Here is a 23,216-nt window from a genome sequence, read left to right as displayed (position 1 = left end):
TTTTCGTTCCTATTTTCCCATTTTTGTTAGGCTTGGACATTACAACATGGGGTGCCACGCACCGTGGCTGAGATACACCCATCGAACCTGCACTTAGTTAGAGCTAGCGAAGGGATTGTTGTGGACTTATCATTTCTGCGTGCCCACGATGCGGTGCGCGATACCGCTCCACTTATTCAGTGCTTGACCAATAAGGTCGTCAGCAATATTTCTGCCAATGCGCTTTTGGCCATCGGCGCCAGCCCAGCAATGGTAGATACTCCGGAAGAGTCGCAAGATTTTGCGAAGATCGCCAGCGGTCTGCTCATCAATTGCGGAACGCCGAATTCCGAGCAATACGCCGGCATGCGTGAGGCAATCGCCGGTGCGACCGCGGCCGGAAACCCGTGGGTCCTTGACCCCGTTGGTGCGGGTGGGCTGGAAAAGCGCACCGAATTTATGCATGAAGTCTTGCCGCAGCGCCCGACGGCGATTCGCGGCAACGCCTCCGAAATCATCGCCTTGGCAGGAACCGGAGCCGGCGGGCGCGGCGTGGAATCTACCGATGGCGTGGAGGCGGCGCTGGAACCGGCGCTCAAACTTTCCCGCGAAACCGGGGCCGTTATTGGCGTATCCGGCCCCACGGATCTCATCGTGCAGGCAGGCGAAAGGCCGCGTGCGGTAAGCCTCGAATCTGGGCACCCGATGCTGCAAAACGTCATCGGCACTGGGTGTTCGCTAGGCGCCATCTGCGCGGCTTACCTGGCAGCATGGGAGGATCCATTCGCGGCTATCATCGCCGCGCATGCGCATGTAGGAGCCGCGGGCAGCGTTGCCGCTGAGACATCCACGGCACCTGGCTCCTTTGCGGTTGCCTGGCTCGATGCGCTGCATGAGCTCACCACTGACGCCATCGAAGAGCGCATCTCTGCCTCCGAGGTCGCGGACGTTGCGGGGCTAGCATGAGCATCGATTGGACGCTGTATCTCATCACCGATCCTAAGCTCGCCGGCGGGCGGGACAAGGTCATACCCATCGTGCAAGAGGCGGTGCGTGGTGGGGCTACCGTCGTGCAATTGCGCGATAAGGAGGCCAGCGACGAGGAAGTCGAGGCTACCGCCCGCGAGCTCATGAAGGTCTTGGGCGACGTACCGCTCTTTATCAATGACCGCGTCGAGGTAGCGGCCAAGGTGGGCTGCCACCTGCACATTGGCCAAGACGATATGGACTTCTCCCAGGCCCGCGCGCTGCTCGGCCCTGATAAGTTCATCGGGCTTTCGGTGGGCACGCGGGAAGAGCTGGACGCCATTGACCCGCAGGAGGCCCCCGATGTCATTGGCATCGGCCCAGTTCACTCGACGGCGACCAAGAAGAATGCACCCGCGGGAATCGGCGCCGAGGCCGCTAGGCACCTTGCCACCGCGGCGCGCGAACGCGGCATCGAGTCCGTCGCCATCGGCGGCATCAAGGCACACAATGCCCACGAACTTTCCGGAAGCGACTTCGCAGGGATCTGCGTGGTCAGCGACATCATGGCTGCCGATGACCCGGCAGCGGCAGCACACAACCTAAAGGAGGCCTACCGTGGCTAAAGGTACCTACCCCCGAATTCTCTCGATTGCTGGAACCGATCCCACAGGCGGAGCCGGCATCCAAGCCGATCTGAAGTCCATCGCCGCCGCGGGCGGGTATGGAATGAGCGTGGTCACCGCGCTGGTGGCCCAAAATACCCAGGGCGTGCGCAGCGTCCACGTCCCGCCGCTGGATTTCCTCCAAGAGCAGCTGGATTCGGTCCGCGAGGACGTAGACATCGACGCCATTAAGATCGGCATGCTTGCCGATGCCAACATCACCGACCTCGTATCCACCTTCCTCGACCGCATCGACCCGTCCGTCCCCGTGGTCTTGGACCCAGTCATGGTGGCCACCAGTGGCGACCGCCTCTTGGCCCCCGAGGCAGAAAAGGCGGTGCGCGAGCTGTGCTCCCGCGCTGATGTCATCACACCCAACCTCAAGGAGCTGGCCGTACTGACACAGACGGAGGAAGCCACGGATTTGGACCGTGCCATCGAGGTGGCTACGGCGTGGGCCGCTGAGGCGGATACGGCGGTCATCGTCAAGGGCGGGCACCTTGACTCGCCGATTGCCGATAACGCCGTGGTCACCGGCGATGGCACGGTTCACCGCGTGGAATCGGCCCGAGTGCAGACCAAGAATACCCACGGCACTGGCTGCTCCCTCTCCTCTGCCCTCGCAACGCGGCTTGGTGCAGGCGATGATGCCGAAACCGCCCTTGAGTGGTCCACGGATTGGCTGCACGAGGCGATTGCCAATGCGGATGCGCTGGCCGTTGGCAAGGGCAGCGGGCCGGTAGACCACCTGCACCGCTCGCAGCGCTTGATGCGGGCTGCATCCTCGGTCCCGCTTCCTCACCTGGCTGGGCCTTTGGAAGAGGCGGAAAACCCAGACCAGCCGCGCGTTGCGCCCGCAGGACCGTACACGCAGCGCCTGTGGAATATCGCTGCGGATCACTGGGAGCAGGTAAAAGCACTCCCCTTTATTCAGAAGCTAGGTTCCGGTGCGCTCGCCAATGATGCTTTCAGCTTCTACCTCGATCAGGATTCGCAATACCTGGCGTCCTACTCGAAGGCCCTGGCCCGCCTCGCCAGTCAGGCGCCCGATACCGCGCAGCAATTGCACTGGGCGCAGGGCGCTTACGAGTGCCTCGCGGAAGAGGCTGAGCTGCACCGCGGGTGGTTGAAGGATTCTGCTACTACCGCGCCATCGCGGGTCACCAGCGCCTACACGGATTTTCTCATCCGCAGCACCCATACGGACGACTACGCCGTCGGCATCGCGGCCGTACTTCCCTGCTACTGGCTGTATGCAGAGGTAGGCCTGCATTTGGCGGAGTTCGATTCGCCCGATCACCCCTACCATGCCTGGTTGGAGGTCTACGGCGGCGAAGATTTCCTTGCCGGGGTGCGCGAGAGCATCAAGATTGTGGAGGAAACCCTGGAGAAGGCGGATGAGGCCACCCGGACCCGCGCCGAGCGCGCCTTTATCAGCGCCAGCATCCACGAGGTCGATTTCTTCGACCAAGCGGACCGGCGCTTTTAAAGCCTTAGGCCAAGAGGTCCGCGCCAGGCCTAGATAGCACGGCGACCAAGAAGGTGGAATGCTCCGAAAATAGCTTCATGTCCCAAGAGGAAAACGTGAAGTCAACGCGGTAGCCCACCTTCTGCGCCATATCGAGGAAGTCCTGGAAATCCCAACCGCGGCCTTCCCCAAAGCCGGTGACGAAGCGCCCGCCGGGGGCCAGCGAGTTAAAAATATTCCGCAGGGCTTCCTCGCGGCCGTCCACGGCCAAAAAGCCCATGACGTTTCCTGCGGAAACAGCCAAGTCAAAGGGGCCTTCAGGAACCTCTTCCGTGCACAGGTCCCCGACGAACCACTCGCCGTCGGGGAAGTCATGTTCAGCGTGCTCGATCAAAATGGGGTCCACGTCAATGCCCACCACGCTGTGACCACGGCGTAGCAATTCCCCGCCGACGCGGCCGGTTCCGCAGCCGGCGTCGAGGATGGTGGAATTGCGTTCTACCATGGCATCGACAAGCCGGGCCTCCCCATGAATGTCTTTGCCCTGCGCCTCAAGCATCTTCCATTTGCGGGCGAAATTATGGGAGTGGGCGGGATTGGCTTCGGTAACTTCTTTCCACGTAGGCATAGATTCGATTATATTACCCACCGTCGGTGTAAGCTTTACCCGCTGCGTAAAACGTGGCCCGTTTTACTACTTGATTGCGTTACTATCCGCACTACCGTGCAAAGGAGGCTGAAACGATGCCGTCCGTACCCACGCCCTTTAGGGGCCGAAAGAAATCCACACCTCCTAATCAGCCCTCCTTCCCGCCGGTTCCCGCGGAGCGCGCCATTGAGCACTGCCGCGTCTTCGTCGATGGTGAGGCCCTGCCCGGCGAGTATTCCGCGCATTCCGCCTTGGAAACCGTGGCGGAATACGGCCGCGGGTTCGTCTGGGTGGGTCTGCATGAGCCCTATGAATCCCAGATGACGAAGATCGCTTCGCAATTTGGCATCCACGAGCTCATCGTGGAAGACGCCGTCATGGCCCACCAGCGTCCGAAGCTGGAGCGCTACGATGACCAGCTCTTTGTGGTGGCGCGCTCAGTGAATTACCGCGACCACGATGAGGTGAAAGATAAGCGCCAGATCATTTCCACGGGCGAAATCCAGATGATTATGGGCTCTAACTTCATCATTACCGTTCGCCACGGTGCGAAGCTGCCCAATCTGGCCTACACGGTCGAAGACGAGCAGGACCTGGTGGAGCTCGGGCCCGTCGCCATGGCCTGGAAGATCCTGGACATGATGGTGGACCGCTACTCCGAGGTCGCCCGCCTGATTAGCGATGAAGTCGATGAACTCGAAGAGGAAATCTTTACCCCGAACCTGAAATTCGATGTTGACCGCATTTATATGTTCAAGCGCGAAGTCTTGGAGATGAAACACGCCATTTATCCGCTCTCTGCGGCATTAAAGGCGATGGTCTCGGATCACAAGGATCTCATCTCTAAGCAGATCCGGTCCTACCTGCGCGATGTCTATGACCACGAGCTCGTGGTCAATGATTTGGTCGCCAGCTTCGATGAACGCCTGACCTCGCTTATCGATGCCTCGGTGGCCAAGGTCACCATGCAGCAAAACTCGGATATGCGCACGATCTCCGCGGTCGTCGGCATGTGGGCCGCGCCGACCCTCGTCGCCGGTATTTACGGCATGAACTTCGATATCATGCCGGAGCTTCACTGGGCCTTTGGCTATCCCATGGCAATCATCATCATGGTCGCTGTCGTTGGCGGCCTGTGGGCGTGGTTCCGGAAGAACCACTGGCTCTAGCTGCGCTTATCCATAATCATGGTGCGCAGCGTGGTGCGTGCAATGAGGGTGTCTCCTTGGCGCATCTCTACGCTCCACACGTGGGTGCGCGTGCCCAATTGAATGGGGGTGGCCACCGCTTCTAGCTCGCCCTCCCCTGTCGCCTTGATGAAGTCCGTGGAGTTATTGACGCCCATCGCCGGGGCATCGGCAGCCGCGACGCTGGCAATGGAGGCGACAGTTTCCGCGATGGTGCAATATAGCCCGCCATTAGCCACGCCCCACGGCTGGTGATGCTGAGAAGTCACGGTAAGGCGCGCGCGGGCCTCGGTTGGGCCAACGCGGTCGAAGGTAAGGCCGATGAACTCAGCAAGCCCGCCGTTAACCGAATTTAGTTTCTCCAGTTCCTCCTCGTTGAGCAGGCGCGTGTGCGCGGTATGAAGCAAATCATTGAGTATCTGGGTATCTGACATAGTCTTCAAGCTTAACCGCCAGCGCGGCGAAAGCGCGGCGGTGACGTAGGATAGGCACCATGACTGAAAAGAACGAACTCGCGCACATTGGTGTTGTCGGCCTAGCGGTAATGGGCTCCAACCTGGCCCGCAACTTTGCCCGCAATGGCAATACCGTCGCCGTCTATAATCGCAGCCCGGAAAAGACCCACGCCCTCATTGAGGCCCACGGTGATGAAGGAAACTTTATTCCTTCCGAGTCCATCGCGGATTTCGTGGCCTCCTTGGAGCGCCCCCGCAAGGCCATCATCATGGTGCAGGCGGGCAAGGCCACCGATGCGGTCATCGATCAGCTTGCCGATGCCATGGATGACGGCGATATCATCATCGATGGCGGCAATGCGCTGTTTACGGATACCATTCGCCGCGAAAAGGAAGTGGCCGAGCGCGGTAAGCACTTCGTGGGTGCGGGCATTTCCGGCGGTGAGGAAGGCGCCTTGAACGGCCCGTCCATCATGCCTGGTGGTCCGGCCGAGTCCTGGGAGACCTTGGGCCCCATCCTGGAGTCCATCGCCGCCGAGGTGGACGGAACTCCGTGCGTGACCCACATTGGACCGGATGGCGCCGGCCACTTCGTCAAAATGGTTCACAACGGCATCGAATACGCCGATATGCAGGTCATCGGCGAGGCCTACCAGCTGCTGCGCTACGGCGCGGGCATGGAGCCGGCCGAAATCGCGGAGATTTTCAAGGAATGGAACTCCGGCGACTTGGATTCTTATCTCATTGAGATCACCGCCGAGGTACTCGCCCAGAAGGATCCGGATACGGGCGCCCCGCTTGTCGATGTCATACTGGACGCCGCCGGCCAGAAAGGCACCGGCCGCTGGACCGCCATCAACGGCCTCGAATTGGGCGTGCCGATTACCGGCATCGCCGAGTCCGTCTTCGCCCGTGCACTGTCTTCTTCCAGCCAGCAGCGTGCCGCCGCGCAGGAGGGACAGCTTCCGGCCGGCGAGAACGCGGACTTCGACATCGACAAGGATGCTTTCATCGAAGACGTTCGCCGTGCGCTGTACGCCGCCAAGCTCATCGCCTATTCCCAGGGCTTCGATGAGATCAAGGCCGGTTCCGCGGAATTTGGTTGGGATGTCGATCCGCGCGATCTGGCCACCATTTGGCGCGGCGGCTGCATCATCCGCGCCAAGTTCTTGGACCGCATCCGCGAAGCATTTGATAATAACCCAGAACTTCCCGCCCTCATCCTGGATCCTTATTTGAAGGGCGAGCTGGAAGATCTCATCGAGCCGTGGCGCCGCGTCGTCGTCGCGGCAACCCAAATGGGTCTACCCGCTCCGGTCTTTGCCTCTTCGTTGTCGTACTACGACAGCCTGCGCGCTACGCGCCTGCCCGCCGCCCTTATCCAGGGCCAGCGCGACTTCTTTGGAGCGCACACCTTCAAGCGCACCGATAAGCCTGGCACCTTCCACGTCGAGTGGTCCGGCGACCGCAGCCTGACGCAGACGGACTAAGTACTGCAAATAAAAGGGGAGGACCTGCACGGTGCAGGCCCTCCCCTTTTTCGTCTCTGGATTTAGACCAAGCCCAGCCACGACCAGTAGGTGGCAGACAGCAGCAGGATGAGCAGGTACCCGACAATGGTCAGCGGGATACCGGAGCGCAGGAATTGCTTGGTGCTAAAGGCACCGGTGCCATAGGCCAGCATGTTCTGCGGCGCCGAGACAGGCAGCAAGAATCCGAAGCAGATGACGAACTGTTGGATGACCACGAAGCCGATGCCGCCGTTGGGTACATCCAGCGTGGAGGCCAAGGCAATAAAGACCGGGATGAGTGCGGAGGCCAGCGACGTCGCTGAGGCAAAGCCCAAGTGGATGAGGATATTAAATAGCGATACCAGCGCAATCGTTGCCAGAATCGGCAGCGAATCCAGCCCCATCAATCCGAAGGTCTTTTCTGATAACCACGTGGCAGCGCCAGTATCCAGCAGGAAGGAGCCAAGGGAAATACCAATGGCAAAGACGATGAGGGTACCCCAGCTCACGGACTTCTGCGCCTCTGGCCAGGTAAATACGCCGATCTTGGGCAGCAACATCAAGGCGACGGCCACCGCGGTAATGACGGCCGAGCTAATCGGGTGCAGCAGTCCCTCCGTGGCCCAGAAAAAGAGCAGGAGGAGGGAAAACCCGATAAGCCTTTTCTCTTCCGGTGAGGTGGGCCCAAGGTCCTCTAGCTGCTTGGCGATGAGCTCCTTTCCTCCCTCAATGCGCTCCGTTTCCGGTTTGATGACGGCGCGCATGATGAAGTACAACGCAACGGACATCAGGATGGACCAGGGCGCGGCCCAAATAAACCACTGCCCCCAGGAGACCGACTGCCCCATTTGATCCTCGATAAAGCCCACCGCTACGAGGTTTTGTGCGGCTGCGGTTTTAATACCTACATTCCAGATCGAGACGGCCTGCGCTGCGGTAATGACGAGTAGGGCACCCAGCTTCGACTCATAGGACAAGCCGAAGGCGGCTACCATACCGAGCAAGATAGGCACCACGGCGCCCGCACGCGCGGTGGCAGAGGGAACGAAGAAGGCCAAGATGATGGCGATCGCGATGGCGCCGATAACGATGTGGGAGGTCTTCTCCCCCGCGATCTTCAGCACGTACAGCGCAATCCGTTTATGCAGGCCCGTAGCCTGCATCGCTCCGGCCAAGATCAGCGCCGCGGCCACAAGCGCTACCGCAGACGAGGAAAATCCTGCCATCGCGACCTTGAGGGCATTAGAGCTGCCATAGATACCATCGGATTCTGGATCCGGCCCAAGCCCCAAAAGCAGCGAGATAAGGCCGACGATCAGCAAGGCGCTCACCGGATAGCTCACGGCCTCAGTCACCCACATGATCACCGCGAAGGCCAGCATGCCTAGGGCCACTTTAGCGGGCCAGTCGAGTCCCGGGATCGGGATAAGTAAGACGGCCGCTAGAGCCAGGAAGGCCAGCGCGAACCACACGGCATCAAGGTGAAATTTCTCCTTTTTCGTGGGTTCGGTAGATTCCTGCGGCGAGGAGTGGGAAGAAGAACTGGCTGTGGATGCTTGTGCTTGAGCCATGGAGACGACTCCTTAACAGTTCGTTGTGGCCCTGGGATGGGCCGGTGAGTGGAGGAATAAATTGTGTGTGCTTCCCAGCACGACCTTCCACGTTAGGTAATAACCAGTGAAATACCTAAAGTAGAGCCCTATTTTTGCTATGGCATTTCTCACTCATAAAGACGGTGCCCAATCGTGCGCTAGCCGATGCGGGATTTTGCGCACCCACCAGTTAGAATTGCCCAACGATGACTACTTTTGCCGAACTCGGCTTACCTCAGCGCGTGGTTCACGTTTTGAACGACCAAGGAATCACGGAAGCATTTCCCATCCAAGCCGCAGCCATCCCGGATGTACTCGCGGGCAAGGACGTACTCGGCCGCGGGCCTACCGGATCCGGAAAGACCTTTACCTTCGGGCTTCCCACGCTGGCCCGATTGGCTGGCTCGGGTGCCTCGACCCCCGGCCACCCCCGTGCGGTCGTCCTCGCCCCCACCCGCGAGTTGGCGACGCAGATCCAACAACGCCTCGATGAGCCGGCCGCCGCATTAGGGCTGCGCGTCCTCGCGGTGGTCGGCGGCGTCAATATCAACCACCACATCCGGTCTTTGGCGCGCCCAGTGGATCTCTTGGTCGCTACACCTGGTCGCGCCCAGGATCTCATCGCCCAAGGCAGGTTGTCCTTTGACAAGGTGCAGATCACCACTTTGGACGAGGCGGACCAGATGGCCGATATGGGGTTTCTTCCCCAAGTGCGCAAGCTCTTAAACTACACCCCGCCCACCGGTCAGCGGTTGCTTTTCTCCGCGACCCTCGACGGAGACGTCAATAAGCTCGTCGAGCAATTCCTGCACGATCCCGTAGTCCATTCCACCGCACCGGTGACCGCGGCGGTGGAATCGATGTCGCACCACCTGTTTTTCGTCGGGGATCGCCCCGCCCGCAACGAGGTGGTTATGCGCATCGCCGCGCGCGCGGGCAAGACCATTATGTTCATGCGAACCAAGCACGGCGTGGATAGGCAGGTGAAAAAGCTAAGGCGCGCCGGCATCAACGCCTATCCACTCCACGGGGATAAGGGCCAAGGTGCGCGCACCCGCGCCATTTCTGGCTTTGCCGATGGCTCCATTCCAGTCCTCGTTGCCACCGATATTGCGGCGCGCGGCATCGACATCGCAGACGTTTCCCTCGTCGTTCACGTGGATCCGCCGGCAGAACACAAGGCCTACCTGCACCGCGCAGGGCGCACGGCCCGCGGCGGCGCCACAGGCACGGTGGTTACCCTGGTCACCGATGAACAGCGTTCAGAGGTAGCTGCCCTCATCAAAAAGGCTGGTGTGAGCGCTACCGAACACGATATTTCCCACCGCGATAACCCGGCCGGCGCTCCCGAGCTGCGCACGGTCACCGGCGCCCGCAAACCCCACGGACCAGCCCTTCCCCCACCGGGCCAAGACGGTTCGCACGGCTCGGGCCAGCAACAAAAGAAACAACCCCCACGCCAGCAGAAGAAACCGGTTGGTGGTGCCAGGAGGGGTAAGGGGCGGCGTCGTTAAGCGCTGGCGCAATAGAAAGGAGGATAGGCCCGTGCAGGTTTTATCTACCGCTGACTGGACCGCCCGCATGGATGAGCACGAGCGGCGGGCAACGGACCGCCTGGAGCGGTTTCGCCATCCCGGCAGCTATCATCCCGTGTTTGATTTCCTCTTTGAGTATTACCCGGTGCGCCCATCGTATCTGAAGCGTTGGCACCCAGGCATCGGCACGGCGCTCGAGGGTGACGCGCCCCAGGCTAGCTGGCGCGATTACCGCGAGACTGCGGACGGCGTCACCGTGGACGTGGAATCCTACATGCAACGCCGCGGCAGCTCCGTTGACTATATTCTGGATCTGCTGCGGCGCTCTGCCACCAACCCGGTGCACTTTGATTGCTTTGGCCTGCATGAATGGGCGATGGTCTACCACACCGATTCCCCGCGCCACGATCTCCCGCTGCGCTTAGGCGCCGAAGGGACCAACCGCGTCGTGGATACTCACTCCCTCAAGTGCTCGCATTATGATGCCTTCCGTTTCTTTACCCCGCCGGCGCGCCCGCTCAATCTGACGGTGCTCTACCGCGAGGATCAACCAGCCAACGACCAGGCAGGCTGCGTGCACGTGAGCATGGATCTTTATAAATGGGCATGGAAGCTGGGGCCCTTGGTCCCAGGTGATCTCTTCCTCGATTGCCTGGATCTGGCTATCGATGCCCGCATCCTTGACATGGAGGCCTCCCCGTACGATTGCCGCGACTGGGGCCTTGGGGTAGTGCCCATTGAAACGCCGGAGGGAAAGGCAATATACGTCAATCGTCAACGCGGCTTGGCCCAGCGCGCCCAACCGCTGCGTGAGCGGCTTGTCGCAGTAATGGAAACGGCTTACTCCCAGATACACTAGGTTAAACGCATCACGCGATGGTTCGGGAGACTTTGGAGAAAGGCATTACATGGCACGGCACTCAAACGGGGAAAATAAATTCGCGATCGCCGGATGGGTTGTCGCGGTTGCCATCATCGCGATCCTTGCCGTCATTGCACTGGTGGTTTTCTTAATGCGTGTAGGCGATGACTCCAACGACACTACGGCCGCCGAGACCACCTCCGAATCCGCTGTAGAAAGCAGTACCGCGGCTTCTTCTACTCCTGCTACGTCGGGCACCGATGCTCCGCAGCCATCGGAGGAGAGCGGCGCCAAAGATTCCAGCTCTCCGGCTTCCACTTCCACCGTGGAACTGGCACCCAATACCCTCCTGCTCGTTGATACTTCGGCGAATATGACCGCGATGTTTGATGCAACGCAACAAGCGCTTTCGGGCACCGCGGGAAAACTGAGCCAGAATAATAGCCAGGTTGCCCTCTGGAACTATTCGTCTCCTATCTCGGAAGCCGCCACGGTGGGCTACCGGGATAATCTTGGATTCGGCAACGGCGCTGCGGTGCCGGAGACGCTCGCGGCATTCGGCACCGGTGGCGTGCCGCAATCGCGCAGCGCCACAATTGCCGCGCTGAACACCGCAGCGGATCAAGCCGCGGGCACCAACCAGAAGGCACGGGTCGTCCTCGTTACTACCGGCACCGAGCTCGACATGGACGAAGCCCAATTTGCCGCCGCCCTTGACAGCGCGAAGTCAGACAACGTAGAGCTATCCGTTGTTCACGTGGGTCCAGGGGCAGTCGATGAACAGCTAAAAAACGGCGCAGACAACTTCACCAGCGTCGATGCGGGCACGCAGGAAGATTTTAATGCGGCAATGGATAAGGCCGCTGGGGTTTAACGGAGACTCTGGTAAACAAACCCCACTCCAGCAGCCGCCCGGATTGAACTACCAGCCCGAACCAACGCCGCAAACCGCGCCACTACCCCAGAACCCGGATCCTATTTCGACTCCACACAATCACCCAACCCATGTCAGGTGTTTCCACGACCACTAGAAACCAAGGACGCGCCGTGTTCCAAACCCTCCAGCTTTGGGGCTACTGCCTGGCATGCGGGGCGCATCGACATATTTTCCGCCAAGATGCAATCTTCCACGAGACGGACCGCACGGTCCTTGGCATCCTAGTCAAATCTTCTTGGCATATTCCAGGTTTTCCCATCTACTCAAACGGAACAAAACCTGGGACCTTTCAGTCTGCCGGTGGTGCATGCGCTACAACAAGCGCAGACGACACTCCTAGTGCAATCTTATGGCTCCTGATGTTTTTGCCGGGACTTCAGCTACACTGGCTAAAGTTGCATAATTAGCCACCGACGTGTCCACTTTCCGGGGATCAGGACCCATGTCTCTTGTCCACCCCTCATTTCGTAGGTTATCAGACAATTTCAGCTACAACCCCGTAATTATTTCCTTCCTCGCTCTATTAGAAAGACACTTCCATGAGAACCGTTAGCCCCGTACTCGAAGTTCAAGCAGTTACTGTTAAGGCGACCCCAAGGCATAGCTCCCCTCTAGCGTTGCCACTAGATTTTGAGCTTACTCGCGGGCAAAAGGCATTATTGTCAGGTCCTTCTGGATGCGGCAAGACCACATTTCTGAACGCAATCGTAGGCTTGCACCCCCTCCATGAAGGAAACGTAGTGCTACTTAACGAGTTCAACATATCTAAGACCTCAGTATCGACCCGCCAGAAATTACTCCGAAGCGATATTTCCTACGTTGGCCAAGAATTAGTAGCTTTCCCAGGCCTTACGGTAAAAGAATATTTAGAATTCAATCTACAAATTTGTAAGAAAGAAGTGACTTCAGGGTTCTATGTCGGAATTCTTGAATCGTTAGGTGTAGAACACACTGTAAACCAGATGCTGAATGAACTTTCAAAGGGTCAATTACAGAGAGTCATGATCACTGGTGGACTCATACGACAACCTAAATTACTTCTACTTGACGAGCCGAGCAGTGCGTTAGATAGCGACTCAAGGGACAGCTTATTCCGTGTCGTTGACGATGCGGTGCACGAGGGAACGGGTGTTCTCATGGTGTCACACGATCCAGTCGTCGAAAGCTTCGTTGATTCTGTAATCACTATGGAAAAGGACGATGCAAACCATGAATAAGAATTTGCAAAAAATTGGGACGTCGATCGTCGGCGAGGCCAAAATATATTTCTTTGTCCTTGCACTAGCGCTCGGAATCACCACCAGCTTTGTTCTTGTTTTAGGTTCAGTTTGGTCGCGATTGATTGATGAGTTTCCGGATGACCAATTCAAGTTTATTGGTGGCAATATGCTCTTTTGGGCAACATTTGTCGCCATCGCCATGAACATTCCGCTTGCAGTTCTCGGGTCTTTACTCCTTCGCGAGCAATCCATAACGCTTATACGCTTTGGACTGGGTCGGCGTCACTTTATCCGCATAATGCTTGGGCAAATGTGGAAGCCGTTCGTCGGCGCCTTACTCCTCACAGTCGTGCTTTATTTACCATTTTCTGCACTGTTAGAATGGCTTCCTGATGACAACGGAGCTCCATTAATCAGTGTCAGTGCATTTGGCGTTCCTACTTTTTTCGGCATTGTTCTCGCAATAATCAGCCTCTTCATTCCACTAACTATCTCGGTATTGTTTCTGAGTACGAATTTAGTGACGAGGGTGAACAATAGCTTCAGAACTTTACGATCCATCAAACGCTGGCTCTTGCCGGGGATTTTCGCTTTAGGCGGGACCGCATTAATTATATTCGGAATAGTCTATGAAAACGGACAACAAGGTGGAATTCTTTTTACGGTAGGGATACTGCTTGTTGGTTCTACTCTTGTTCCCCAGGCAGCTCCGCGTATTGCACTCAACCTTACGACACTCGTTTCAAGGTTATCCTCGTACCGTCCCAGCCCCATTTTGAGTAAATCTGTGACTTCTGAATACCGGTCACGTTTTTCAGGTATCTCGTTATTCCTGTTCCTCATTGCAAGCATCCCTGCATTACTTTTCAGCGCATCTGGTATGCAAGCCCGCGCCATGGGAGAAGGCGGCATTGCGCAGTGGGACTTCTGGGTGCTCATGGCCGTGCCTCTAGCCTTTACGCTACTAGCGATTATCTCCGCAAGTCTCATACTTAGCCAATTGCTCAACCGTAGCCTACATAAATTCCTCAAGCTAGGGATTATGAGTCGTGAATACCATTTCGCATTACTTCTCACACTTGCTTCAATAGTTTTTTCTTCGCAGGTATTAGTGCTTATTGGCGTGTTTTTTCTAGGACTACTCATGATGTTCGTCTGGAATATCAGTTTGATTGAGATGTTGAGTGAGTTATATTGGCAACCACTAATATCTGTGTTTATTCTCGTTATGATTTTTGTGCCACTTTTGTATCTGGGATTCTCTGGTGTAAAGGGCAAAGAGACTCAAACCACTTTGGCATCGAGGAAATAGCTTAAAAGGAATCTCTCGCCTAAGTGAAGTCCCAGGTTTTGTTCCGTTTGAGTAGATGGGAAAATCTGGGACACTTCAGCTATCAACAAGGCTACCTAACTGACTGTCAGGGTAGACACGAACGGCCACAAGCCGTGTGCTTGGCATATGAATCCAAATCAATGAAGGGGCATCGTTTTGGCTCATGCCTGTGCTGAGCTGGCGAACCAGGATGGGTTCCATGAGGATCACAAGGACGCGTGTCAAGCGTTGAAGCAGATATACGCGGCTCAAAACAAATCGCAAGCCCTGCAGGCCTGGAGGAGTTTGCGTTTGCGGAGGAGCTACAGCCAAGGACGTTTAGTGTGAATACATCATTACGTTGCAAGTCATCGAGTGCTCATCTGAGTACGGATCAGCAATTCGGATAAATCAAAGCCGTGGACATGATCTCGAGGTGATCCTGTGAACTGGGCTAGCCTGTTATAGACGTCTTTTACACGTGATGATGGGTTCTGGGACCTATTTTTGCAGAAACCTGCGCAGGAGAAGATATTCTATCTCGACGGCGCCCCTTTAGATGATGCCTATGATATCCGGTTTGCTCTATTTAGGAAGGCTGACGGAAGAATCAAGGAGGCATTCACGAACTCGATACCAATAACTTTTCCATTTTCGTCGATATCTATCTCTATTTCTCCTTCCATTTCTGCTATAGTTATTGCTGATATCTGCCGTTCAGAGAGGGTGCCTGGCTGCGCTATGGCTAGATAGGCTGCATCAGCTTCTGGGTCATAATCAATATTCATAATTACCCTTTCGTGACAGTAATCACATTTACGCTTTTTGTTATCTACATCAACTCGAATGCAGTTGCCTTTAAATACTGTAGTGTTCCCATTACCCTTGCTTGCTCTGCCTGTTTTTATAACGTGCTCAACTAGCTCTTTATTGATCTTCCGCTTAGCCATCTGGGTCAACGCATGACGCATGAGATTTCCACCTTTGATTCCCAAGAATGGGATCCAAAAAGGATCTGCTATTACGGAAAACTGCGTTGAAGAATTTGGTGAAATATGTTGAACTACCGTACTTTGACGATTTTCATACCATGTATGAACTGAGAACCCTGTCACATCTATAGCCCAAGGCGCATCAAGAGCACCTGAGAGATCGGAAAGCTCCCCCGCCTTCATTAGTGACTGCAATTGAAGCACCGCTGGGCGAGGCCGAGTATTCATCTAAACCTAATGATTTAAGTTCCTTATTAGGTAGGGAGGCCTTTCCCTTTATCGCCCACAGTGTGATTACGTAGCAACAAACCAAAGTAACCATCATCGTTGCAGCGACCCCTAGAATCCAGGAGCCAAACCTTGGTATAAAAACTCCCTCCACCCCCGTGAGCTGAGGTCTGGAGGGAGAACTTATAGGGGACTTAGGAGCTCTTGCGGTTGCGGCGAGCGGCGAGCTCATCCAAGCCAACCACGTTGTCATCGGGCAATTCCTCGATGCGCTCTGCGGGGAAGGACGTAATCGTGCCGGACAGTTCCTTCAAGATTCCCGGGACTGCGATGCCGAAGACGCCCTGGCCGCCGGCGAGAAGGTCAATGACCTCATCATTGGAGCGGCACTCGTACACGGTGGTGCCATCAGAGACGAGGGTGAGTTCCGCCAAGTCATTGACACCGCGGTCGTGCAGCGATTCCACGGCCAGGCGGATGTTCTGCAGGGAGATTCCGGTATCGAGCAAGCGCTTGACAATCTTGAGGACCAAGACGTCCTTAAAAGAATATAGGCGCTGCGAGCCCGAGCCGCGGGCGGTGCGAATGGAGGGGTTGACCAGGTTGGTGCGTGCCCAGTAGTCCAACTGGCGGTAGGTGATGCCAGCAACCTGGCAAGCGATGGGCACGCGGTACCCCACTTCTTCGTCCGGTCCCACATCAAAGAGGGATTCTTGGACGTACTGGGACTCGGACTGAGTGTCCTCGGTGATGCTCACGTAATTACTCCAATGGGGTTTGTTGGAAGCTCTAAAGATCAATTAAATGCCAAGCGCACACCCTCGTCAAGCGGTGCTTGCTTAACCTTCGAGTACAACTTTAGACTTTAAAAACCACATTGTCACCATTAGTCACACGCGTGTCATTAATTTTTTTCGTCTTCTTCCCCCGTGTGGAAATCGGATTCATCCATGCCAAGGCTGCGCATCATCTCTTCGAAATCGGCATCGGCCTGCGCGTTTCCGGATGCAGAGGTGCTTTCCTCGGTGGAGGAGGCATCGCTATCTTCCCAGTCCTGCGTGGGGGTAGGAAGCTCGAGGTCGAAGTATTCCTTGATGTCGTCCTCGCTGGCGAAGACGGATACCTGCGCCAAGAGCGCAGATTCGGCAACGATGGGCACCTTAAAGTACTCGGCTACCGCCAAGGCATCGCTTACACGCGCATCAAAAACTTCACCTTGCGCGGTCTGAATATCCACCATGAAGGTGCCTTGATGATGGTTGACAATCTCGATGGCTTCGACGCCACCTGCAGCCTCCAAGACCTCGCACAGAAGATCGTGGGTCGTGGGGCGGTTCGGGCGCTGGTCAGCAAAAACGGCGGCCAATTGGATTCCGTCTACGGCCGAAAGCCAGACGGGAATGAGGCGATTTTCTTCGGGCCAACGCAGCAGTGCGCAGACATCATCTTCTGGCCCAAGCTGGTGAATGCCGTGAAATTCAAGGGTTACATCACTCATAGCTACCACTCTCCCACACGGGAGGCGGCCATGGTGAGTTAGGCGTTAAATTCGTGGCGCAAATCCGTCTTTACCAAGGTGGCATGCAAGGAAACCACTAGCGCCGTCATCTGCTGGGATAGTTCTTCTGCCTGCTGGTGTGCGGTATCGGAATTCGAGTGCGCTACGGGGGCTGCGACTTGGGAGATTAAATCCGCCTGGCGGCGGGCGCTATTGCGCAGGGACTTCAGCTGGCTAGAGCTAAACCCGAAGGCCTGCAGTGCAACTGCGGCAGAGGCAATGGCCACGTCATCGGTATTGAAAAATCCTGCGGCATCCGGCTTAATCAGCTTGTCCTTGATAAAAGAGGCAATATCCGCCTCTGATGCCCCCGCCTGCTCTGCTACCTCGGCATCGGTCAGGCGCGTTACCGCGGGTGCTTTGAACTGCTGCGGGGACAGCAAGGTCTCCGCATTGCCAGCAGAAACAATGGCGGTGACCTGGCCGGAATCCATTGCTTCCAGCTGCTCGCGAATGACCTTGAGCGGGGTGTAGTTATCCCGCTGTGTGGTCAAGATGTAGCGCAGCCTATCCACGTCTTCCTGCGTGAACCGGCGGTAGCCGGAGGCGGTGCGCTGGGGAGAAATCAGCCCCTCTGATTCGAGGAAGCGGATTTTGGACACAGTGACATCAGGAAATTGCTGATTCAGCGTTTCTAAGACCACGCCAATGGACATGGTCTTAGCCTTCTTCGTGTTCGGGCTCTTGCGGCGAGCTGATGCCGCCGCGGATTCTGCTGCGCTCACTGTGTCTATCTCTTTAAAAGTGTCTCAGTAGTCGTTGGATATAAAAAGGAGACTAAACCGCTTTAACCAAGGACGGCAAAACGGTTTGTCTGCTGCAGTTTTAGTCCTGCTTGGTGATGAATACGAGGCGGAATTTACCGATTTGAATCTCATCTCCAACCTCGAGCGCCTGCGAATTGCGCGGCTCGCGGTTGACGTAGGTGCCGTTCAAGGATCCCACGTCTACTACCTCGAATTGGCCGTCATCGTTCTTGCGGAATTCAGCGTGGCGGCGGGAAACGGTGACATCATCCAGGAAGATATCTGCCTCCGGGTGGCGCCCCGCCGTGGTGGTGTCCTGGTCAAGCAAGAAGCGGGCACCGGCGTTGGAGCCGCGCTTGACGACGAGCAACGCCTGGCCATCTTCCAGGTTTTCCGTACCTACCGCAGAGGTATCGGTTCCCTTGGTGCCATTTTCCATTTCCTTGAGCAGGTCAGCGCGGAATACAGAGGTGGTCTCCACCTGTGGTTCCGGGGTTCCGGTGTTCTCGCTCATTGTTACCTCCGGGGATTAGTTTTGAGTTACTTATACCAATAATAGCGACTCTTCGGAGTCTGTGATCTCTCAGTGGGCAATTATTTCACCGGAAAATGTTTCCGATGCCGCTCAACACGGAATTTCCCTGCCCCGCAAGGGGGTTATCAGAGACCATATAGGTCCACGTTGCGCTGGGACGGTTCAATCCTGAGTCTGCAAGGTGTGCCCCCTCAGAGTCAATAGGCACCTGTCTGAAGGTCTCTACTGACTGATCCACCGCCCGCTGCGCCAAGTCCTTAAACTCGCGCACCGCAATGCGGTGATACTCGTCAATTGGGGTCTCGCGCGCGATGGCGCGCAGGTGAATGGATTCGCGCACATCATCGAGCAGCTCGAGGTGATCGGCCCAGCCCATGTCCAAGTGATACAGCATGATCTCCCGCGCCGCCTGAATTCGTACTGCCTCCGGGAGATCCGCAAGCTCGCTCGCCCGCTCTGGGGCGCGCTCGGCTAGTTCCTGCCAGGCTTGGTCCGTATCCAATAGCGTTGCACGGCGCTTATCGATGATGATGCGCTGATCCGCCAAGAGCTGGTTATACTTCCAGGTCTGGGCGTGAATCTCTAGCAACTGGCCCTCTGTCACCCGCTGGCAATGGGCTACGAAGTCATGCACCCGTTTGGATTCGATGAGCCCGCCAGGGCCAGGTTGCGCGCTGACCTTTTCCCCAGCTCCGCCTTGTTGCACCACATCATCTTCCAGGGAGACGAAAAATAGCGCCAAGCCTGGGTCCCCTTGGCGCCCTGCACGCCCGCGCAGCTGATTATCGAGCCGCGCGGTGCGGTGCCGAGAGGTTCCGATCACGGCAAGGCCCCCGCGCTCGGCCACCTCATCGTGATCGGCCTCATCGGCGCCACCGAGCTTGATGTCGGTACCGCGGCCGGCCATTTGTGTGGAGACGGTTACCCGCCCCACATCGCCGGCTTCGGCAACAATCTGTGCTTCTTCGCGGTCATTTTTGGCGTTGAGCACGTTGACTTCGATATCGCGTTCGCGCAAGGCCTCAGCCAAATTTTCTGATTCCGCCACGTCTTGGGTTCCCACAAGCACTGGTTGACCAGCATCGTGCAGGCGGGCAATTTCTTCGACGATGGCCGCCGACTTCTCCCCTATGGTGGCAAAAATGCGGTCCTGCTCATCGAAGCGCCGCAAGGGCTTGTTCCGATCGATGACGGAGACGTGCAGGTCATAAAATTGCCGCAGCTGGTCGGTGGCCTCTACCGCAGTACCCGTCATTCCGCAGACCAGCGGGTACCGGCGCATGAGTTCTTGCAGGGTAATCGTATCGAGGATGCGCCCGCCCTCAGAAACTTCCAAGCCCTCTTTGGCCTCTACCGCTGCCTGCAGCCCGTCGGGCCAGCGTTGCAAATCGGCGACGCGGCCACGGGAGGCATCGATAAGCTGCAGCTTGCCGTCCACCACGATGTAGTGAATATCGCGGATCAACAGCGCCTTTGCGTGCAGCGCCAAGTTGACCTTGACTAGGACGGTACCGATAGTGTCCTCGGAATAAAGGGAATCGATGCCGAGCTCTCGCTCTACGCGGGCTGCGCCGACATCGGTAAGCTGCACCGTGCGCCCGTCATCCGAGATGACGTACTCGTGGTTCTCCCGGAGGCGGGAGACCACATTGGTAATTTGCCCGGTGGGCGCTTCACCGGGGCGATTTCCGGCCAAGACCAGCGGCACGAGGGCCTCGTCCACCAAGACGGAATCGGCCTCGTCCACCAAGGCGACATCCCCAAGAGCCTGCACCGTCTGTGCACGTTCGGTGATCTGATTATCGCGCAGCAGGTCAAAGCCCAATTCATTGACGGGGGCGTAAATAATATTCTGCGCATAAGCCGCGCGGCGCTCATCCGCGCTCATGCCCTCCGTCACAGAAGCTACCTGAAGGCCAAAAAATTCCACGACGGGCCGCATCCATTCGGCATCGCGGCTGGCTAGGTAGTCATTGACCGTCACGACGTGAACGCGCTTTCCGGTCAGCGCGAAACCCGTTGCGGCCATCGCGCCGACGAGAGTCTTGCCCTCACCGGTAGCCATTTGAATGACATCGCCGGTAAGCAGTCGCAGTACCGCCTGCGATTGCACGGTAAATGGGTGCAGGCCCAGGGTGCGTTCGCACGCTACGGCCAATGCACCCAGGAATTGTGCCTTGTCTGCGACCTCGCCGCCGCGCACCGCAGCGCGGGCGGCTTGGGCCACGGCAGCATCGTCGCTCTGCGCGAATTTCTCCGCGGCGGAGCGAGCTTCATCCACGATGGCCTTGGATTTCTTATCGTTTCGCTCGCTTTGCGAGCCCATCGCTTTCCAGAACCAATCGAATGCTCCCACGACAATTCCTCCTTTAGGGGCTGGCTGCCTACGACTCTAGTCAACCTCATCTGGCTTGGAACTTATGGGGCCGTTATTGTAGGTGCCATGCAATCCGTCAATGTTAAGCTGCCGTCCAGCCGAGGAACCGAGATGGCAGGAACCATCGACTTTCCTGATGCTCCCCCTCTCGCCTTCGCCGTCTTCGCGCATTGCTTTGCCGGCTCGCGCCACACCCCTGGCGCGGCCCGCACCTCGAAGCAATTAACGGAATTCGGTATCGCCACCTTGCGCTTTGATTTTCCCGGTTTGGGGCAATCAGAAGGCGAATTTGCGGACACTACGTTTAACCAGAATGTCGACGATATCCGCGCCGCAGCGGACTGGCTAGAAGAACACTATTCCGCACCACAGATGCTCATTGGTCACTCCTTGGGCGGCGCAGCGGTGCTCAAGGCCGCCACGGCAATGAAAAAGATTCGCGCCGTGGCCACCATCGGCGCCCCCTTCGATCCCGCGCACTCCGTGCTGCACTACGCGGATAAGATCGGCGAGGTAGACGCTAATGGTGAGGTCGAGGTCGTCTTGGGCGGCAGGGCCCTGACCATTTCGCGCAAATTCCTGGAGGATTTGGCAGAAACCAATCCGGAAGAATATCTACCGCGGTTGCGCAAGCCCCTCTTGTCCCTGCATTCCCCCATCGACCAAACGGTGGGCATCGACAATGCGCAAAATATCTTCCGCATGACCCGCTACCCCAAGTCCCTCGTCTCGTTGGATAAGGCCGATCACCTGCTCACGAAACAGGGTACGGCGGCCCGCGCCGCTGATCTGATCGGTGCCTGGTCCCAGCAATTTATTGTTCCCGACTATGAACCCGAGGAAGTGGGCACCGACGCCGCCGTTGCCCGTCCCGCTACCGGCACCAAGTTCGGCGTCGTGGTCCGCCACAATGATCACTCCGTGACCGCGGACCGCACCAAAAAGGAAGGCGGAAAGGGCAAGGGCTTTACCGCAACCGGCCTGCTCATGTCGGCCTTGGCAGCTGCCTCCACCCAGGCCATCAAGGAGGCCGGCAAGAAGCTTGCGCTTGACGATGTCCACGTGACCATCACCCAGACCGGTACCACCTCCTTCGAGCGCCGCATCGAACTAAAAGGCTCCTTGAGCGATTCCGATATCGATGCATTGCGTGCGGCCGCACGCGATACCGACGTCGAGCGCATGGCCGCCGGCGCTACCATCACCGATGTCGTGGACGCCAACTAATGGTGGCCCTCAACCCCATCGCCGGTTCCCGCCGCTGCCCCTGCACGAGCGGGCTGAGCTTTGGCGAATGCTGCGGCAAGTACCATGCCGGTGCCAAAGCTCCCACGGCCGAAGCCCTGATGCGTTCGCGGTTTAGCGCATTCGTCAGCGGCGATGAGGACTATCTTCTGCGCACCTGGGATCCGGTGACTCGGCCGAGCTCATTGGACTTGGCTGACTCCCCCATCCGGTTCTACCGCCTCGATATCCTCGATACCGAAGGCGGTGGTCTTGTAGACGATAAGGGCATTGTGGAATTTGAGGCCTTCTACAAGGGCGAGGCGGTAGGCTCCCAGCGAGAGCGATCGTCTTTCCGGCGCCTTAATGGCTCATGGGTCTATTCCACCGGCGAGCTTTAATGCAGGTCATGGCCTTGATTTCACTGTGGAATTATCCTGATGTAATCTAGGGCAGTCGCAACAAATAATGCGACGCCGGGCTATGGCGCAGTTTGGTAGCGCACTACACTGGGGGTGTAGGGGTCGCAGGTTCAAATCCTGTTAGCCCGACAAATTGTCCCACGGCTATGGAATCACCTCCTCAGCCGTGGGATTTGCTGTGTGCCTTGCCTACACCGCAAATAGGATGGCGAGACCAAGCAGGATAAGCACCGTGGGAAATAACACACTCTCCCACTTCTCTAGTGCTTCTGCCACCGCTGGCCGTGTGGCCACGAACTTCGCGGCCGCTACAAGGCCTGCGACCAAAACGAGGAATACGATGCAGTACACCGCGATGTCTGCCGGCGCAGACGTGGTAAATACCGGCAGGTACACACCGATATTATCGCCGCCGTTGGCAAACGTGACCCCGGCTACCGCAGCGACACTGAGCTTCTTTCCAGAAACGTCATCGTCGTCTTCCCCGCGAAAAGCCTCCCAGGCTGCCCAGAGGCCAATGGCCAGGGGAATAAGCCCGAAAAAGCGAATCCAGTTTTCCGGAAGGATGGCGCTAAGTCCCAGACCAAGTGCCACGGAGACCGCGAGGATCCCCAAAAATCCCAGGTACTGGCCCAAAAGGATGGTTTTAGTCGTGCCCTTCCTGCCCGCGCCACGGGCAAAGAATAGCGAGAGAACAACGATATCGTCGATATTGGTGACGATGAATAAGACGATTGCGGATGCGAGAGTAGTAAGCACCCAGCTAGCTTAACGCATCCACCGATGACAATTGTCA

Annotated in this window: 22 protein-coding genes, 1 tRNA gene and 1 riboswitch; of the genes, 13 read left to right on the top strand and 10 right to left on the bottom strand. The window is 57.4% G+C overall.

What is annotated here, in order from left to right:
- Positions 1-37: 37 nt before the first annotated feature.
- Positions 38-133: riboswitch (TPP riboswitch) on the top strand.
- From thiM to ACP8IT_RS06160, 3 genes are all read left to right on the top strand, one after another.
- The gene (gene thiM / locus ACP8IT_RS06170) at positions 121-945 is read left to right on the top strand and encodes a hydroxyethylthiazole kinase (RefSeq protein ID WP_490289737.1); all 825 of its coding nucleotides are present in this window, start codon (positions 121-123) and stop codon (positions 943-945) included. (Overlaps the previous riboswitch by 13 nt.)
- On the top strand, positions 942-1,571 hold the full coding sequence (gene thiE / locus ACP8IT_RS06165) for a thiamine phosphate synthase (protein WP_490289736.1): 630 nt from the start codon (positions 942-944) through the stop codon (positions 1,569-1,571). The genes thiM and thiE overlap by 4 nt, the downstream gene beginning before the upstream one ends.
- The gene (locus tag ACP8IT_RS06160) at positions 1,564-3,099 is read left to right on the top strand and encodes a bifunctional hydroxymethylpyrimidine kinase/phosphomethylpyrimidine kinase (protein ID WP_490289735.1); all 1,536 of its coding nucleotides are present in this window, start codon (positions 1,564-1,566) and stop codon (positions 3,097-3,099) included. The genes thiE and ACP8IT_RS06160 overlap by 8 nt, the downstream gene beginning before the upstream one ends.
- A 4-nt stretch (positions 3,100-3,103) precedes the next feature.
- On the opposite strand, the gene ACP8IT_RS06155 is transcribed toward ACP8IT_RS06160, so the two are convergent.
- On the bottom strand, positions 3,104-3,706 hold the full coding sequence (locus ACP8IT_RS06155; protein WP_023028800.1) for a class I SAM-dependent methyltransferase: 603 nt from the start codon (positions 3,704-3,706) through the stop codon (positions 3,104-3,106).
- Positions 3,707-3,822: 116 nt separating this feature from the next.
- On the opposite strand from ACP8IT_RS06155, the gene corA reads away from it, so the two are divergent.
- Positions 3,823-4,896, top strand: a complete 1,074-nt coding sequence (gene corA, locus ACP8IT_RS06150) for a magnesium/cobalt transporter CorA (protein ID WP_284831790.1) — start codon at positions 3,823-3,825, stop codon at positions 4,894-4,896.
- Here the strand turns inward: corA and ACP8IT_RS06145 are convergent.
- Positions 4,893-5,348, bottom strand: a complete 456-nt coding sequence (locus ACP8IT_RS06145) for a PaaI family thioesterase (RefSeq protein ID WP_284770686.1) — start codon at positions 5,346-5,348, stop codon at positions 4,893-4,895. The genes corA and ACP8IT_RS06145 overlap by 4 nt on opposite strands.
- Before the next feature lie 59 nt (positions 5,349-5,407).
- Between ACP8IT_RS06145 and gndA the strand changes: the two genes are divergently transcribed.
- Positions 5,408-6,859 carry an NADP-dependent phosphogluconate dehydrogenase gene (gene gndA, locus ACP8IT_RS06140; RefSeq protein ID WP_490289734.1) on the top strand — a complete coding sequence of 484 codons (1,452 nt, stop codon included), beginning with the start codon at positions 5,408-5,410 and terminating at the stop codon, positions 6,857-6,859.
- A 62-nt stretch (positions 6,860-6,921) separates the two neighbouring features.
- On the opposite strand, the gene ACP8IT_RS06135 is transcribed toward gndA, so the two are convergent.
- Positions 6,922-8,451: an SLC13 family permease gene (locus ACP8IT_RS06135; RefSeq protein ID WP_490289733.1), complete on the bottom strand. Its 1,530-nt coding sequence runs from the start codon at positions 8,449-8,451 to the stop codon at positions 6,922-6,924.
- Positions 8,452-8,678: 227 nt separating this feature from the next.
- Here ACP8IT_RS06135 and ACP8IT_RS06130 point away from each other — a divergent pair, with 227 nt between their 5' ends.
- The 5 genes from ACP8IT_RS06130 to ACP8IT_RS06110 all read left to right on the top strand — a co-directional run bounded on the left by ACP8IT_RS06130 (position 8,679) and on the right by ACP8IT_RS06110 (position 14,338).
- Entirely contained in the window at positions 8,679-9,986 is a 1,308-nt protein-coding gene (locus tag ACP8IT_RS06130; protein ID WP_490289732.1) for a DEAD/DEAH box helicase, read from the top strand.
- Between the two features lie 67 nt (positions 9,987-10,053).
- Positions 10,054-10,866 carry a 3-methyladenine DNA glycosylase gene (locus ACP8IT_RS06125; protein WP_490290597.1) on the top strand — a complete coding sequence of 271 codons (813 nt, stop codon included), beginning with the start codon at positions 10,054-10,056 and terminating at the stop codon, positions 10,864-10,866.
- A 49-nt stretch (positions 10,867-10,915) separates the two neighbouring features.
- Positions 10,916-11,743 (top strand): vWA domain-containing protein, encoded by an 828-nt coding sequence (locus ACP8IT_RS06120; RefSeq protein ID WP_490289731.1) that lies wholly within the window; start codon positions 10,916-10,918, stop codon positions 11,741-11,743.
- Positions 11,744-12,345: 602 nt separating this feature from the next.
- Complete coding sequence (locus tag ACP8IT_RS06115) at positions 12,346-13,023, top strand: ABC transporter ATP-binding protein (protein WP_284899482.1); 678 nt, start codon at positions 12,346-12,348, stop codon at positions 13,021-13,023.
- Complete coding sequence (locus ACP8IT_RS06110; protein ID WP_490289730.1) at positions 13,016-14,338, top strand: hypothetical protein; 1,323 nt, start codon at positions 13,016-13,018, stop codon at positions 14,336-14,338. The genes ACP8IT_RS06115 and ACP8IT_RS06110 overlap by 8 nt, the downstream gene beginning before the upstream one ends.
- A gap of 566 nt (positions 14,339-14,904) precedes the next feature.
- On the opposite strand, the gene ACP8IT_RS06105 is transcribed toward ACP8IT_RS06110, so the two are convergent.
- The 6 genes from ACP8IT_RS06105 to secA2 form a co-directional block, all read right to left on the bottom strand.
- Positions 14,905-15,558 (bottom strand): DUF2283 domain-containing protein, encoded by a 654-nt coding sequence (locus ACP8IT_RS06105; RefSeq protein ID WP_490289729.1) that lies wholly within the window; start codon positions 15,556-15,558, stop codon positions 14,905-14,907.
- A 194-nt stretch (positions 15,559-15,752) separates the two neighbouring features.
- Positions 15,753-16,316, bottom strand: coding sequence for a MerR family transcriptional regulator (locus tag ACP8IT_RS06100; RefSeq protein WP_005282882.1), 564 nt, complete (start codon positions 16,314-16,316; stop codon positions 15,753-15,755).
- Positions 16,317-16,462: 146 nt separating this feature from the next.
- On the bottom strand, positions 16,463-17,056 hold the full coding sequence (locus ACP8IT_RS06095) for a bifunctional nuclease family protein (RefSeq protein WP_490289728.1): 594 nt from the start codon (positions 17,054-17,056) through the stop codon (positions 16,463-16,465).
- Between the two features lie 38 nt (positions 17,057-17,094).
- Positions 17,095-17,841: a transcriptional regulator FtsR gene (ftsR, locus tag ACP8IT_RS06090; RefSeq protein ID WP_023017530.1), complete on the bottom strand. Its 747-nt coding sequence runs from the start codon at positions 17,839-17,841 to the stop codon at positions 17,095-17,097.
- A 100-nt stretch (positions 17,842-17,941) separates the two neighbouring features.
- Positions 17,942-18,376 carry an oxoglutarate dehydrogenase inhibitor Odhl gene (odhI, locus tag ACP8IT_RS06085; RefSeq protein ID WP_005279257.1) on the bottom strand — a complete coding sequence of 145 codons (435 nt, stop codon included), beginning with the start codon at positions 18,374-18,376 and terminating at the stop codon, positions 17,942-17,944.
- An 85-nt stretch (positions 18,377-18,461) separates the two neighbouring features.
- Positions 18,462-20,753 (bottom strand): accessory Sec system translocase SecA2, encoded by a 2,292-nt coding sequence (secA2, locus tag ACP8IT_RS06080; protein WP_490289727.1) that lies wholly within the window; start codon positions 20,751-20,753, stop codon positions 18,462-18,464.
- An 87-nt stretch (positions 20,754-20,840) separates the two neighbouring features.
- On the opposite strand from secA2, the gene ACP8IT_RS06075 reads away from it, so the two are divergent.
- From ACP8IT_RS06075 to ACP8IT_RS06065, 3 genes are all read left to right on the top strand, one after another.
- On the top strand, positions 20,841-22,001 hold the full coding sequence (locus tag ACP8IT_RS06075) for a bifunctional alpha/beta hydrolase/OsmC family protein (RefSeq protein ID WP_490289726.1): 1,161 nt from the start codon (positions 20,841-20,843) through the stop codon (positions 21,999-22,001).
- Complete coding sequence (locus ACP8IT_RS06070) at positions 22,001-22,399, top strand: YchJ family protein (protein WP_490289725.1); 399 nt, start codon at positions 22,001-22,003, stop codon at positions 22,397-22,399. Before ACP8IT_RS06075 ends, ACP8IT_RS06070 begins: the two co-directional genes overlap by 1 nt.
- 76 nt (positions 22,400-22,475) lie before the next feature.
- Positions 22,476-22,549, top strand: a tRNA-Pro gene (locus tag ACP8IT_RS06065).
- Positions 22,550-22,609: 60 nt separating this feature from the next.
- Here ACP8IT_RS06065 and ACP8IT_RS06060 read toward each other — a convergent pair.
- A complete protein-coding gene (locus ACP8IT_RS06060; RefSeq protein WP_126318999.1) occupies positions 22,610-23,179 on the bottom strand; it encodes a cadmium resistance transporter in 570 nt (189 codons plus the stop codon).
- Positions 23,180-23,216: the final 37 nt, after the last annotated feature.

Source organism: Corynebacterium sp. LaCa_23 (assembly GCF_058182375.1).
The sequence above is the reverse complement of the archived record's forward strand: the minus strand, read 5'-3'. Positions and strand labels throughout refer to the sequence as shown.